This window comes from Luteibacter sp. GL_149 (assembly GCF_057834065.1).
On the sequence record NZ_CM174395.1, the window covers coordinates 486924 to 501123 of the forward strand.

A 14200-nucleotide genomic window follows, 5' to 3' on the forward strand; every position below is an offset into this window, starting at 1 on the left:
TGTGCCGCATCGCATACACTGCCCGCCCATCCTTTCCTGCCGATGACTTCCCCGTGTCGGCGCGCGTGCCTCGCCTATGTCCACCAAACACAACGTACTCAATGGCGCGACCTTCGTGCTTGCCGCCCACGAGATCACCCAGCTGCCTTACGACTCGGGTGCCGAAGTCGCGTTCGCCGGTCGCTCCAATGCCGGAAAGTCCAGTGCGCTCAACGCGTTGACCGGACACAACGGACTGGCGCGGACGTCGAAGACGCCGGGGCGCACGCAGCAGATGGTGGTGTTCGACCTGCCCCCGCTGAAGGGCGCCGAGGGCACCGAGCCGCTGACGGCCCGTCTCGTCGACCTGCCGGGTTACGGTTACGCGAAGGTGCCCGAGGCCATCCGCCTGCACTGGCGCAGCGAGATCGACGCCTATCTGAAAATGCGGCGCAGCCTGCGCGGCGTGGTGCTGATCGTCGATATCCGCCATCCGCTGAAGGAATTCGACCGGATGATGCTGGGTTTCTGCGCCGCCACCGAACTACCTTGCCACGTGTTGCTGACCAAGGCGGACAAAATCTCCCGCGGTCCGGCATCCGCCGCGCTGGAAGCGTTGCGCAAAGAGATGCGCAAGGACGGCGTCACCGGTACGGCGCAGGTCTTCTCGTCATCGGCGAAGACCGGCGTGGAAGAGGCGAGGGCACGGATCATCGAGCTGCTGCATACGCCGCGCCCGCACGAGCTGTAGCCGTGTTGCCGCTGCGGGAGCGCGCTCGAGGGCGCTCCCGCACAAAACGCCTGTCAGGCCACGCTGGCCATGAACACCTGGCAAAGCGCTTCCATGCCCTTGCGGTCTTCCTCGTCGAAGCGCGCCACCGACGGGCTGTCCACGTCCCATACACCCAGCAGGGTGCCGTCGGCCTTGACCAGCGGCACGACGATTTCCGACTGCGATGCGGCGTCGCATGCGATGTGGCCTTCGAAGGCGTGCACGTCGCGGACCAGTTGGGTTTCCCGCGTAGTGGCGGCCGTGCCGCAGACACCGCGCCCCAGCGCGATGCGCACGCAGGCCGGCTTGCCCTGGAACGGACCGACGACCAGTTCGGTGCCGTCGAACAGATAAAAGCCCGACCAGTTGATATCCGGCAACGTATTGAAGACCAATGCGGCGAAGTTCGCCGCATTGGCGATCAGGTTGCTTTCGCCCGCGAGAATGCCCGAGGCCTGCTGGGCCAGCTCTTTATAAAGCGTGGATTTGTCGTCGGTGGGAATCGATGAGGTCTCGAACATGGGACACTGCCGCCAGCGGGTAAGGCCTCCTCTATGGAGGTTTCCCGGCCATTGTGCAAGATCGGAATCCCTGCAATGCAAAGCCTTTTTATCGCTGGCACCGACACCGGTATCGGCAAGACCCATGCGGCCTGCGCGCTGGTCCATGCGCTGCTGGCGCGAGGCCATTCCGTGGCCGGCATGAAGCCCGTCGCCAGCGGCTGCGAGCGGACCATCGATGGTCTGCGCAATGACGATGCGCTGGCGCTTCTGGCGGCCAGCTCGCCGGTGCCGCCGTACGAGCGGGTGAATCCGATCGCCCTGGAAGAGGCCGTGGCGCCTCATCTCGCTGCGGCGCATGCCGGGATTTCCATCGAACTGCCGCCGCTTCGCGCCGCTTTCGACGCACTGGGCGTCGACCATGAATGGGTCGTCGTGGAAGGTGTGGGCGGGTGGATGGTTCCGCTGTCGCCCACGCTGTGCGCCAGCGATATAGCGCGCGAGTGGCGCCTGCCGGTGGTTCTCGTCGTCGGGCTGCGCCTGGGCTGCATCAGCCACGCGCGTCTCACCGCCCGCGCCATCCAGGCCGACGGTTGCGAACTCGCCGGCTGGATCGCCAATACCATCGATCCGGACATGGCCCTGCGGGACGATAACCTGCAAACCCTCGTGGACCTGCTGCCGGCGCCGTGCCTGGGCGTCATTCCTTATGGCGTGTCGCCCCGGGATGCCGCCGCGCTGCTGGATATCGCCGTTCTCGCCTGACGATTCACACCGTCGCCACGCTCCGCATCTTATCTACGACCCTTATGCCAATCACTCACCGCTACTACCTCTCCGTTGCCGACCTTGCGAACGCGCGCGGCTCCGAACCGTCGCTGGCTTTCGAGGGTATCGGCCCCGAAAAGCTCGCTTCCGACCTCGCCGACGCCTTGCGCAGCGATACGCTGTTCCAGCGTTGGAAAGCCATGCAGCCGGATCCCGACGACGTCGCCCCCTCGCTGGGCGCGACCGATCCCGACGTCAGCGCGACGGGCAAGCAGGCCAGCGACCGCGCCGATATCGAACTGGTGACGACGCTGCCGATGAGCATTGTCAAGCAGCGCCTTAACTGGCTTATCGGACCCAACTGGCAACTGCGCGACATGCGCTGACGCGCCGCAGCAACGCTTCGCCCGTGACGGACGGCGGTTGTGCGGGATCGGCGCACACCGCTAGAGTCGTTGTTTTGCCGTCCGTACAGGGAAAGCGCCACATGCTCCGGATCCGTACCCTCGTGATCGCCACCTCGCTTGTGCTTGGTGCCTGCTCGCAGTCCTCCGAACCCGCCGACAAGGCCACGCCCGCGCATGCCTCCACGGCGCCGGCCGCACCTGCGTCCGCCAGCACCACCGCCGCCACGCCGATGACTGAAAATCCGTTCTACGCGAAGAGCACGCTGCCCTTCGAAGCGCCGCCCTTCGACAAGATCAAGGACGTCGACTTCCAGCCCGCTATCGAAGAGGGCATGAAGCAGCACCTTGCCGAAGTCGAAGCGATTGCCAACCAGGCCGACGCGCCGACGTTCGACAACACGCTGGTCGCACTCGAGAAGTCGGGCGTCCTGTTGTCCCGCGTGCAGCATGTGTTCGGTGCGCTGACGGGCGCCAACACCAACGACACGTTGCAGAAGGTCGAAGAGGAAGAGGCGCCGAAACTCGCCGCGCACAGCGATGCGATCTACCTCAACGACAAACTCTTCAAGCGTATCGAGACGCTGTACAACCAGCGCGACACGCTGAAGCTCGATCCGGAATCGGCGCGGCTGCTCGAGTACTACTACAAAGACTTCGTGCATGCGGGCGCACGTCTGTCCGAGGCCGACAAGACGAAGCTCAAGGACATCAACAAGGAAGAGTCCACCCTCAGCACGCAGTTCACGAACCGTCTGCTGGCCGCTACGAAAGCCGGCGCGCTGGTCGTCGACGACAAAGCGAAGCTGGACGGGCTCGACGCCGCCGACATCGACGCCGCGGCTGGCGCCGCGAAAGATCGCAAGCTCGACGGCAAGTGGGTCATCGCGCTGCAGAACACCACGCAGCAGCCCGACCTGCAGGCGCTGAACGATCGCGATACGCGCGAGAAACTGTTCAAGGCATCGTGGGATCGTGCCGAACATGGCGATGCGAACGATACCCGCGAACTCGTTTCCCGGATCGCCCAGCTCCGCGCCGAGCGCGCGAAGCTTCTTGGCTTCCCGAACTATGCGGCATGGACACTCGACGACCAGATGGCGAAGACGCCCGAGGTTGCCGAAAAGTTCATGGAGCGCCTCGTGCCGGCCGCTGTCGCGCGCGCGACGCTTGAAGCGAAGGACATCCAGGATGTCATCGACAAGGAGAAGGGTGGTTTCCAGGCGCAGGCATGGGACTGGGACCATTACGCGGAAAAGGTGCGCAAGGCCAAATACGATCTGGACGAAGCGCAGATCAAGCCGTACTTCGAACTGAACAGTGTGCTGCAGAACGGCGTGTTCTACGCCGCGAACCAGCTCTACGGCCTGACCTTCAAAGAGCGCAAGGACATCCCGGTCTACCATCCGGACGTCCATGTGTACGAAGTGTTCGACAAGGACGGCAGTTCGATTGCGCTGTTCTACACCGACTACTTCAAGCGCGATAACAAGGGCGGCGGCGCCTGGATGGACAACTTCGTCACGCAGTCGAAGCTGTTCGGTACCAAGCCGGTCATCTATAACGTCGCCAACTTCAGCAAGCCGGCCGACGGCCAGCCCGCGCTGCTCTCGTTCGACGATGTGGTCACCATGTTCCACGAATTCGGCCACGGTCTGCACGGCATCTTCGCCAGCCAGCAATATCCATCGCTGTCGGGTACCAGCACGGCGCGCGACTTCGTCGAATTCCCGTCGCAGTTCAACGAGCACTGGGCATCCGATCCGAAGGTATTCGCGAACTACGCGAAGCACTACAAGACCGGCGAGCCGATGCCGAAGGAACTGGTCGAGAAGATCAAGAAGGCGAAGAGTTTCAATCAGGGCTACGCGATGAGCGAACTCATCTCGGCAGCGCTGCTCGACATGCAATGGCACATGCTTCCCGCCGGTGGCGAGAAGAAGAACGTCGATGCGTTCGAGTCCGAGGCACTGAAGAAAGCCGGCTTCACCATGGCACAGGTGCCGCCGCGTTACCGTTCCAGCTATTTCCAGCACATCTGGGGTAACGGTTACGCCGCAGGCTATTACGCGTACCTGTGGACGCAGATGCTCGACGCCGATGCATTCCAGTGGTTCACTGAACACGGTGGCCTCACGCGCGACAACGGCCAGATCTTCCGCGACAAGATTCTTTCGCGCGGCAACACGGTCGAACTGGGCAAGCTTTACCGCGACTTCCGCGGCAAGGAGCCCAGCATCGAACCGATGCTGAAGGATCGCGGCCTGAAGTAAGGAGTCGTTCCTTTCGCGTTGAACTAAAACGCCTGTCCGTGAGGACAGGCGTTTTTTTTGGGTTCTTCATGCGCTAAGGGCTCGGCTTCGCCATCGCTATTGCCGTCGCGCTGGGACGCTTCGCGAAGAGCCGTCGGCCACCGCCCTCGACGCTCCGGCTTCACCGTCGCTCGGGAAGGGATAGCCGCTGCGCGGCTGGTGTTCTATGGCTGCGCCCCGTCGCGCCCGCGCGGCGGGCGGGGGTTTTCGATTCGGCTCCTGCCTCAGCGAAAACGGCGGACCGTCCTGGTCCGCCCCCTTCGGGCCTTTTCCGCCCGCCGCGCTCGGTTCCGCAAGTCGCGTCGAGGGCGGTGGCCGACGGCTCTTCCGGAGGTTGCGGTGACGTGGGGGAAAGCAGTGCGTGACGCAGGACCGGTGGTGACCGTATCCGGTTCGGTCCGTCACGTGCTCGGCTCGTGCTCTACCTCCAGCAAACCGCAATCGCCGGTGCCGTGGCCGGGTTGGCCCTTGGGGCCGTCTTAGCCGAGGGCCGCGATACCTAGTGACGGAGCGAAGTGGCGCTACGGCCCGCTCCCGCAGGGACGGCGCCGAAGGCCCCAAGGGCCAACCCGGTCGCGGCCTCCCCGACAGCACAAGTGTAAGACGGCTGTCCTCGACCGAAGCTCGACGAGACACCTCAAGCCATCCCCGCTAATGCGCGAAGAACCTTTTTGCGTGGAGTCAGGCGGCCGTGCGGCGGCGATAGCGGATGTAGAGACGCTTCATCAGGTAGATGAGGTGGCCGCCGAAGCCCTTATCCTGCGCCTGAAGCAGTTTGCCGTTCTCTTCGTAAAGCATGCGCAGCTGGACGTCGCGGGCGGCGACCAGTGCACGCAGTTCCTCGACATCGTCGTCGGACAGCACACGTCCGGCGACGATATGTTCTGGCATCTGGCGATTGACGTAGTGCGTCGTATGGCGTCCTGCCGTTTCCTCGACGGGGCGTTCTTTCGTATAGAAGTAAAGCGCGATCGACTTGCGCGACAGTTCCGGGCGGTCTTCGGGTAGCTGGATTTTATCGAAGCCGTGCCAGCTGGTTTCCGTGGTTTCGAAGATCACGCAGCGGTTGAACAGCGGCGCCACGCGCGCGGTCGGCCTGGGGTCTTCATACGGATCGCGATACAGGTCGAGCATGCCGCCCCACGATTCGTCCCACTCGTGATTCAGGTACACGATGAGATTCAGGCGGCGGTGCCAGCGCTCGCTCGGATGGTAGTTGAAATCGATATGGGCACTGAGCGGCTGTCCATGGCGATTTTCGTGCGTACCGCCACCGAGATAGAACGGGTCGTAAAGAAGATTGTCGATACCAGTGATGCGGCCGATGTAATCGAGGAACGCCGGTGTCTGGATAACTTCGTCGAGCCGGCGATAAGCCTCGCCCAGGTGGGGCATGCTGTCGACCGTCGATTTTCCGCCCGGCCGCCCGTCGTCGCCGATGTGGTTGCCGCGCTCGAAGGCGGGGAACTCGCGTAGCAGCTGGTCGACGAATCCGCGATCTAGGAAGTCGTCGATCGCCAGATGACGAAAAGGCAACGCGGTGGCGAAAGCCTTCGCCTGCTCGTCGACGTTGGCGCGAACTTCAGGATTGACGACGGATTCGAAGCTCACGCTGGTTCCTTCCAATTGAGATTTCTCTCAAGTCTAAAGGATTCCCGGTTTGTTGCAGGAGCGCTCAAGAGCGCTCCTAAAGGGCACCTACATCTGATGGTCGATATCGTCAGGGGATTCAGGCGCATAGGCTGATTGCCGGTGCATCGAGTGAGTCATAAGCCGTTGGCTGATATCATTTCCAGTCCAGTCGTTGTCGCCGTCGATCCGCGCGGGTTGCCCGTCCGCACGGTGCGTTATTACCGACGAGTGGCGACGGACGGGACCGTGGAACGAGTGGAGCGCACGCGGTATGACGCCGATGGCCGTGTCGTCGCGCAATACGACGCCCGTTCCGTCGATCGCAACGTGCCGGTGCGTAGGTCGTCCGGCGCCTTGGGCGCGCCGTTTGCGTGGAGCGCCGACGCCGGCGATGCCTGGCAGCTCGTCGCCGATACCGGTGCGCCGCTGTGGTCGCGAGACGCGAACGGGGTCTGGCAGACGACAACATACGACCCGGCGGGGAGACCCGTACGGCACGATGAAGACACCGGTACCGCTTCGCGCTGTCTTGCCCTCACCACTTACGGCACCGCCGAGGCGTGGCCGGCCAATCTCGCCGGTATACCGGTGCTGGCGTTCGACGCCGCCGGTCGCCGTGAAACGACGCGTGTCGCGCTCACCGGACAGGTCCAGGCATCCCGTCTCGAACTGCTCGCCGGCGATACCGATCCGGACTGGCCGGATACCGACGCGCTGGAAGCTCCGGCGATCACCCTTGCCACCTACGACGCGCTCGGTGCGCTGCTGACCCAGACCGACGCGGCCGGGCATACGCAAGAGGTCGTGCGTGGTGTGGCCGGGGCCCCGGTGCGTACCGGCGTGATGCTGGCCGGAAGCTCCCGCATCCCGCTGGCGACGGCCCTGCACTACGGCCCGTCGGGCGAGTTGATCGGGCAGTCCACCGCCAATGGGGTCACCCGGACCTGGACGTACGACCCGGACGACGGACGCCTGCGGCGCACGGCGACGCTGCGCGATACGACACCGTTGCAACGCCTTGAGTACCGCTACGACCCGGTCGGCAACATCCTGGCGATCAGCGATACCGCATCGCCCCTCGTCTTCCATCGCAACGCGAGGATCGAAGCGACCCGCACGTTCGCCTACGACGCCTTCCACCAGCTGATCGAAGCGACCGGGCGCGAGCATGCCTCCGCGGGATACGGCCCGGACCTTCCCGATGTGCTGCCGGTCGTTGGCGATCCCGCCTCCCTGCGCGCCTATACCCGCGCGTACGCATACGATGCGGGTGGCAACCCGACGAACCTCGGCACGCAGGCGATGACGATCGCGCCCTTGTCCAATCGCGCGCTCCCCGCCAGCGTCACCACGGACCCGGCGAAGGTCGACGGCTTCTTCGACGCGAGCGGCAACGCCCATCAGCTTTATCCCGGCGGGGCGACACTGGTGTGGGATGGCCGCCATCGCCTGCGCGAGGTGGCCACCATCGTGCGCGCGGCACGGGAGAACGATCGCGAACTGTACCTGTACGATGGCGGCGGTCAACGCGTGCGCAAGCGCTGGCGGCACGATGTGGCGGGCACGATGCGTATCGCCGAGACCTGCTATCTGGGCACGCTCGAACGCCACCATGACGACGTCACCCATACGCATCGCGACGTGATCACCGTGGCGCTTGGCGGCGACGCCGTGCGCATCATCGTCAAAGCCGATGGCAGTACCACCACCCGTTACGCCGTGACCGATCATCTGGGCTCCACGGCGATGGAGCTGGACGAGACCGGCCAGCTGGCCTCGTGCGAGGAGTACTACCCCTTCGGCGGTACCGCATGGCAAGCGGCAAGCTCGCAGCTGGAAGCGGACTGGCGCACGGTGCGCTACTCGGGCAAGGAACGCGACGCGACCGGGCTCTACTACTACGGCTTCCGCTACTACGCCCCGTGGCTCGCCCGTTGGATCAACCCCGACCCGGCCGGCGATGTCGACGGGTTAAATCTGTACCGCATGGTCAGGAACAATCCGGTAAGACGCGCGGATATCAACGGACTTTACGGTGAAGATGCCCGGCCGGGTGCGCTCTGGGGTGACCCTGAGGAGAGGCGTGGACCGGGGTGGGATGTCGTTCATGGGGACCCGGTCGATCTCCGCGCGGGTGCGCTCTGGGGAGATGCCGAGGAGATGCGCGGGCCGGCGGGCGGACACGTCGATCCGTTTCTAGAAGACCGTCTGGAGCTGCAAGATTTGAGATCCGGAAGTGGGGCGGCGATGGTCCGGGACGACTTTGTGCATGAGGCAGGCGATACGTTTATGGCCTTCGACACTGTCAATCCTCTTAATGACACGCATGACATAACTTCCACGGCGAGGGAGGAAGTCAATTATCTGGTGGATACCTACTACAACAAATTTTTCAAAAACCACTGGGTGCTCGCACGAAATTTCAAGTACAGCAGGTCGAACAGGTACTTCGCGAACGACATCGTGAGACATCAGTACAGACAGGTTGCGCGAGGAGTGGGGATTCGCGGAACCATGCCTTCGTCGATTACACGAGACCACGTAATCAATGCCGAGACGCTGCAGCTTACCGAGGGGTTGCCCAACAGCTCGGCGGCGTTGCGCACGGTATTTCTGAAGGCGACGCCAAATGGCAAAATGACGCAGAGAACACTGGACGACTTCGGGATGGAAGCGACATCGGTTACCAGGGTAGTCGTCCCCGGCCCTAGCATCGAAATGCTGGGGGAAGGCGCTGGCGCTGCAGCGGGTAACGCCGAAGACGGAGATATCCGCGATATTCTGAATGCATTGGGTAATGTCGAACCCAGCAGCGATATCGTCAATTTTCTGGTTCACGTAAGGCCCATTCCTGGTCGCGCTCAGTGGCGCAAGCGAACAGGCGGTGCGGGTACGTCGGGTTAATGCTTTCGTGCCAGGAACACAAAGGCCGCGTCCCTTGCGAGACGCGGCCTTCGGATCGATCGTTGATGTGGCTTATTCGCCGATCGTCAGCAGCGATGCGTTGCCGCCCGCTGCCGTGGTGTTGATCGTGAGCGTGCGCTCGCCGGCGAAGCGGAACAGGTAGTGCGGACCGCCAGCTTTCGGACCCGTGCCGGACAGGCCTTCGCCACCGAACGGCTGCACGCCGACCACCGCGCCGATCTGGTTGCGGTTGACGTAGCAGTTGCCGACGCGCGCGCGGCTCTGGATGTATTCGATGGTGTCGTCGATGCGGCTGTGGATGCCGAGCGTCAGGCCGTAGCCCGTCGCGTTGATTTCATCGACGACCTTGTCCAGCTCGCTACCCTTCCAGCGGATCACGTGCAGAACGGGACCGAAGATTTCGCGATCGAGCGTCTTCAGGCCCGGAATTTCGTAAGCGCGCGGCGCGAAGAACGTGCCGTTCGCCGTGGCGTCGGGCAGCGCGACTTCGCCGATCTTCTTCGCTTCGCGATCCATGCGTGCGGCGTGGTCGACGAGAATCTTGCGGGCGTCTTCGTCGATGACCGGGCCGACGTCGGTGGACAGCAGGCCCGGATCGCCGACCGTCAGTTCCGCCATGGCGCCGGCGAGCATCGAGATCACCTTGTCGGCGATGTCTTCCTGCACGAACAGCACGCGCGCGGCGGAGCAGCGCTGGCCGGCCGACTGGAACGCCGACGCGACGACGTCTTTCACGATCTGCTCGGGCAGAGCGGAGGAGTCGGCGATCATGGCGTTCTGGCCGCCGGTTTCGGCGATCAGTGCGGCGATGGGCGCGTTACGCGCGGCAAGCGCGCGGTTGATCGCCCAGGCGGTTTCGGTCGAGCCGGTGAAGGCAACGCCGGCGACGCGCGGGTCGCGGGTGAGTGCGGCACCGACCGTGGCGCCGTCGCCCGGCAGGTACTGCAGCACATCGGCGGGCACGCCGGCGGCGTGCAGCAGCTTCACCGCGGCGTAGCCGATCAGCGAGGTCTGTTCGGCCGGCTTGGCGACGACGGCATTGCCCGCGGCGAGCGCGGCGGCGACCTGACCGATGAAGATCGCCAGCGGGAAGTTCCACGGGCTGATGCAGACGAAGACGCCGCGGCCATTGAGGAAGAGCTGGTTGCTCTCGCCAGTGGGGCCCGGAAGCTGTTCCGGCTGGCCGAAGTGACGGCGGGCCATCGTGGCGTAGTAGCGCAGGAAGTCGGCGGCTTCGCGGATTTCGGCGATGGCGTCGGGCAGGCTCTTGCCGGCTTCGCGCACGCACATGGCGATGAATTCGGCGCGGTTGTGTTCCAGCTGCTCGGCGGCGTGCTCGAGGATCGCTGCGCGGCTGGCGGCCGGCAGACGGTCCCAGGCCGGCTGGGCGGCGACGCCGTTGGCAAGCGCGCGGTCGACCATGGACGGATCGGCCAGCTCGACGGTGCCGATGATGCGGCGGCGATCGGACGGGTCGGTGACCTCGACCTTCGTGCCGGCATGCGACGCGCCGGCGACGAGCGGAGCGGCGTGCCACGGGCCGCTGTGACGGTTGACGGCCTGAGCGAGTTCGCGCAGTTCGTTGTCGTTCGCAAAGTTCATGCCCATGGAATTCTTCCGAAGTTCGCCGTAGAGATTGACCGGCAGGGGGATACGGGGGTGGGGGATAGAGGCAAAGGCGCGGACCGTTTCGCACGGATCGGCGACCAGGTCGCGCACTGGCACGGACTCGTCGACCACGCGGTTCACGAAGCTGGTGTTCGCGCCGTTTTCCAGCAGGCGACGCACGAGATACGGCAGCAGGTCTTCGTGGCTACCGACCGGCGCGTACACGCGGCACGGAACGTTGAGCTTGTCCTTGCCGATCACTTCCGCATAAAGGTCGGCGCCCATGCCGTGCAGGCGCTGGTTCTCGTACGGACGACCCTGCGCGATGTGGTTGATGGCGGCGATGGTGTGCGCGTTATGCGTGGCGAACTGCGGATAGATCGCGTCGGCGCCGGCGGCGAACAGGCGGCGCGCGCAGGCGAGATACGACACATCGGTGTTCGGTTTGCGCGTATAGACCGGATAGCCGGGCAGGCCGTTTTCCTGCGCGCGTTTGACTTCGGCGTCCCAGTAGGCGCCCTTCACCAGACGCACGTACCAGCGGCGGCCGGTTTCGCGAGCCTTCTCGGTCACCCAGTCGATCACGAACGGCGCGCGCTTCTGGTACGCCTGGATGACGATGCCCAGACCGTTCCAGCCTTGCAGCGACGGATGCGCGAAGACGTCGCCGATGATGTCCAGCGACAATTCCAGGCGGTCGGCTTCCTCCGCGTCGACGGAGAGCGCGATGCCGTTCTTCATGGCCAGTTGCGAGAGTTCCAGCAACTTCGCGCCGAGTTCGGCGCGTGCACGTTCGCGATTGCCGATTTCGTAGCGCGGATGCAGCGCCGACAGTTTCACCGAGATCGACGGCGCTTCCAGATTGTTCGGGAACGGACCGCGCGCGCCGAGCGCGTTGATCGCGTCGCGGTAATCCTGCTGATAGCGTTCGGCGGTTTCCTGGGTCAGCGCCGACTCGCCGAGCATGTCGTACGAATAACGGTAGACCGCGTGTTCTTTTTCGGCGGAACGGTCCAGCGCTTCCTTGATCGTGCGGCCCATGACGAACTGGTGGCCCATGATGCGCATGGCCTGGCGCACGGCCAGCCGCACGACGGGTTCGCCGGCGCGGCCGACCAGCCGGCGCAGCGCGCTGGCGAAATCGTGGCGGGTTTCCTCGGCCAGGTTCACGAGGTGACCGGTCAGCATCAGACCCCATGTCGACGCATTCACGAACAGCGATTCGCTCTGGCCCAGGTGCTTCTTCCAGTCCGCCTCGCCGAGCTTGTCGCGGATCAGCTTGTCGGCGGTGGCCTTGTCGGGAATGCGCAGCAGCGCTTCGGCCACGCACATCAGCAGGACGCCTTCCTCGCTGGAAAGATCGTACTGGCGCATGAAGGACTCGACGGCGCTCTGGTCCTTCGCCCGCGCGCGGACGCGCGAGACGAGTCCGGCGGCAAGATCGATGACCTGCTCGCGCTCGGTCGCCGGCAGCGTGGCCTGCACGAGCAGGTCGTTGACGGCTTCCGTTTCGTCGCGCAGCCACGCGGACGTGATACGTGCTCGCGCCGGCTCGGCGCCGGCGGGAAGTTCTGGGCTGAGAATGCTTGGGTTCACTGATGTGGCTCGGGTGGGGCCGGGGGAATCGCAAATTGTACCGTGCCGGAGCGAGGCCCGGTGGGAGCCGGCTTTGCCGGCGAAAAGCCAACGGAGCGGGGATGCGGGAAGGCCGCAACGGGCAGGCCCGCGCAGCGGGTGGCGAAGGCCCTCTCTCGCCGCCTCGCGCGATCCTTCGGGCCCCTTCCTGCGACAACCCGCCACTTCCATCCTTGCCGGTTCCAGCCCACCGCCCTATCATTCCGCTGTTCCAGGCACGCGGGACTCCTCGTGATCGTGCTTCGACCGACCGTCGCGGGTCACCCGCGCGTGATGTGGCTACGGCCCAATCGCGCGTTGAGCCGTCGCGGTCTTCGTCGTCTCATAGGGGGTCTTGCGGCGTTGGCGTTGACGACGGCATGGCTTGGAGCGTGGCAGGGGAATGTATTCGCTCCCGTGTTTGCGCTCGTCGAGTGCTTCGTTCTCGCGTTCGCGCTCGGTGCGGCCTGGCGGGCCGGCAGCCGTGGCGAACGTATCGTCATCGGTCCGGATACGCTGGAAGTACGCACGATGCCGGGTCACCGGTCGCGCCGTTTCCAGTCGTACTGGGTGCGGGTGCTGCTTGCGCCGGGCAACGGACGTCACCGTCTGTTGCTGAGGTCGCATGGCGACGAGCTGGAAATCGGCGCATTCCTCGGCGAAGAGGAGCGCGTCGAGTTGTCGACGAAACTCATGGTGCTGCTGTCGGAAGTAACCGGTCAGACGCGCAGGTAGGTTCAATAAAGGTGCAAGACATGACATCTGGCGGCATCAGGCGATCGGTAACGGCATGGGCGGCGGCTGCCTGCGCGGCGTTCGGCACGGCGGCATGGGCTAACCCCGAGCCCAACCAGCTGAACATGACCAAGGGCGTCAGCGAGTGGTCTCCCTACGCGCTGCACATGGTGGGCTTCTGGGTCTGCGTCGTTATCGGCATCCTCGTTTTCGGCGCGATGTTCGTCGCCATGTTCCGCTTCCGTAAGTCGCGCGGCGCCGTGGCGGAAAAGTGGACCCACAGCACCAGGCTCGAAATCGTCTGGACGGTCATTCCCGTCATTATCCTTATCGTCCTGGCCAAGCTCGCCACCGGCGGCCTGACGTCGTTCGCCGATACCACCGGTTCGGAAATGACGATCAAGATCACCGGCTACCAGTGGAAGTGGCGCTACGACTATGTCGATTACAAGGGCAAGGGCGTCGACAAGGTCGGCTTCATGTCCAAGCTCGAGGAATCGAGCGATCGCACGCGCCAGCTGAAGTCGAACCTCGACCCGGCCAAGATCCAGGTCGACGGCTACAACACTTATCTCCTGGATGTGGACAAGCCGCTCGTCGTGCCGGTCAACACCAAGATCCGCTTCGTCATCGTCGGCGGCGACGTCATCCACTCGTGGTGGGTGCCGGCGCTGGGCTGGAAGATCGACGCGATCCCGGGCATCGCCAACGCGGCCTGGACCAATATCAAGGAGCCCGGCGTCTATCGTGGGCAGTGCGCCGAACTGTGCGGTCAGGACCATGGCTTCATGCCGATCGTGGTCAAGGCCGTGCCGAAGGCCGAATTCGAGCAGTGGCTGACAACCCAGCAGGACGAAGCCAAGGTTCAGAAGGCTGCGCAGACCGCTCAGACCGCTCCCGCCCCTGCCAACCAGGGCTAACCGAACACGTATTGCAGGTAGAGGTTTAAGG

Annotated in this window: 10 protein-coding genes; 7 read left to right on the top strand and 3 right to left on the bottom strand. The window is 64.4% G+C overall.

What is annotated here, in order from left to right:
- Nucleotides 1–76: 76 nt before the first annotated feature.
- The gene (yihA, locus tag AC3IR3_RS02210; protein WP_489195414.1) at nucleotides 77–730 is read left to right on the top strand and encodes a ribosome biogenesis GTP-binding protein YihA/YsxC; all 654 of its coding nucleotides are present in this window, start codon (nucleotides 77–79) and stop codon (nucleotides 728–730) included.
- A gap of 53 nt (nucleotides 731–783) precedes the next feature.
- Here the strand turns inward: yihA and AC3IR3_RS02215 are convergent, their stop codons facing one another.
- Nucleotides 784–1272: a GAF domain-containing protein gene (locus tag AC3IR3_RS02215; protein WP_489195415.1), complete on the bottom strand. Its 489-nt coding sequence runs from the start codon at nucleotides 1270–1272 to the stop codon at nucleotides 784–786.
- Between the two features lie 75 nt (nucleotides 1273–1347).
- Here AC3IR3_RS02215 and bioD point away from each other — a divergent pair, with 75 nt between their 5' ends.
- The 3 genes from bioD to dcp all read left to right on the top strand — a co-directional run bounded on the left by bioD (nucleotide 1348) and on the right by dcp (nucleotide 4696).
- Nucleotides 1348–2016: a dethiobiotin synthase gene (gene bioD, locus AC3IR3_RS02220; protein WP_489195416.1), complete on the top strand. Its 669-nt coding sequence runs from the start codon at nucleotides 1348–1350 to the stop codon at nucleotides 2014–2016.
- 44 nt (nucleotides 2017–2060) lie between these two features.
- A complete protein-coding gene (locus AC3IR3_RS02225) occupies nucleotides 2061–2405 on the top strand; it encodes a hypothetical protein (protein WP_489195417.1) in 345 nt (114 codons plus the stop codon).
- Between the two features lie 101 nt (nucleotides 2406–2506).
- Nucleotides 2507–4696 (top strand): peptidyl-dipeptidase Dcp, encoded by a 2190-nt coding sequence (gene dcp, locus AC3IR3_RS02230; RefSeq protein ID WP_489195418.1) that lies wholly within the window; start codon nucleotides 2507–2509, stop codon nucleotides 4694–4696.
- Nucleotides 4697–5416: 720 nt separating this feature from the next.
- On the opposite strand, the gene AC3IR3_RS02235 is transcribed toward dcp, so the two are convergent.
- Entirely contained in the window at nucleotides 5417–6346 is a 930-nt protein-coding gene (locus AC3IR3_RS02235; RefSeq protein ID WP_489195419.1) for a 2OG-Fe(II) oxygenase, read from the bottom strand.
- A gap of 165 nt (nucleotides 6347–6511) precedes the next feature.
- Between AC3IR3_RS02235 and AC3IR3_RS02240 the strand changes: the two genes are divergently transcribed.
- Nucleotides 6512–9271: an RHS repeat-associated core domain-containing protein gene (locus AC3IR3_RS02240; protein ID WP_489195420.1), complete on the top strand. Its 2760-nt coding sequence runs from the start codon at nucleotides 6512–6514 to the stop codon at nucleotides 9269–9271.
- A 72-nt stretch (nucleotides 9272–9343) separates the two neighbouring features.
- Here the strand turns inward: AC3IR3_RS02240 and putA are convergent, their stop codons facing one another.
- Entirely contained in the window at nucleotides 9344–12496 is a 3153-nt protein-coding gene (gene putA, locus AC3IR3_RS02245; protein WP_489195421.1) for a bifunctional proline dehydrogenase/L-glutamate gamma-semialdehyde dehydrogenase PutA, read from the bottom strand.
- A gap of 312 nt (nucleotides 12497–12808) precedes the next feature.
- Between putA and AC3IR3_RS02250 the strand changes: the two genes are divergently transcribed.
- Nucleotides 12809–13249 (top strand): DUF2244 domain-containing protein, encoded by a 441-nt coding sequence (locus AC3IR3_RS02250; protein WP_132142836.1) that lies wholly within the window; start codon nucleotides 12809–12811, stop codon nucleotides 13247–13249.
- Between the two features lie 20 nt (nucleotides 13250–13269).
- Nucleotides 13270–14169, top strand: coding sequence for a cytochrome c oxidase subunit II (coxB, locus tag AC3IR3_RS02255; RefSeq protein ID WP_489195422.1), 900 nt, complete (start codon nucleotides 13270–13272; stop codon nucleotides 14167–14169).
- Nucleotides 14170–14200: the final 31 nt, after the last annotated feature.

What these genes read in the sequence shown, in the direction of transcription:
- yihA (WP_489195414.1), top strand. Translation starts at nt 77, where the DNA reads ATGTCCACCAAACACAACGTACTCAATGGCGCGACCTTCGTGCTTGCC.
- AC3IR3_RS02215 (WP_489195415.1), bottom strand. Translation starts at nt 1,272, where the DNA reads ATGTTCGAGACCTCATCGATTCCCACCGACGACAAATCCACGCTTTAT.
- bioD (WP_489195416.1), top strand. Translation starts at nt 1,348, where the DNA reads ATGCAAAGCCTTTTTATCGCTGGCACCGACACCGGTATCGGCAAGACC.
- AC3IR3_RS02225 (WP_489195417.1), top strand. Translation starts at nt 2,061, where the DNA reads ATGCCAATCACTCACCGCTACTACCTCTCCGTTGCCGACCTTGCGAAC.
- dcp (WP_489195418.1), top strand. Translation starts at nt 2,507, where the DNA reads ATGCTCCGGATCCGTACCCTCGTGATCGCCACCTCGCTTGTGCTTGGT.
- AC3IR3_RS02250 (WP_132142836.1), top strand. Translation starts at nt 12,809, where the DNA reads ATGTGGCTACGGCCCAATCGCGCGTTGAGCCGTCGCGGTCTTCGTCGT.
- coxB (WP_489195422.1), top strand. Translation starts at nt 13,270, where the DNA reads ATGACATCTGGCGGCATCAGGCGATCGGTAACGGCATGGGCGGCGGCT.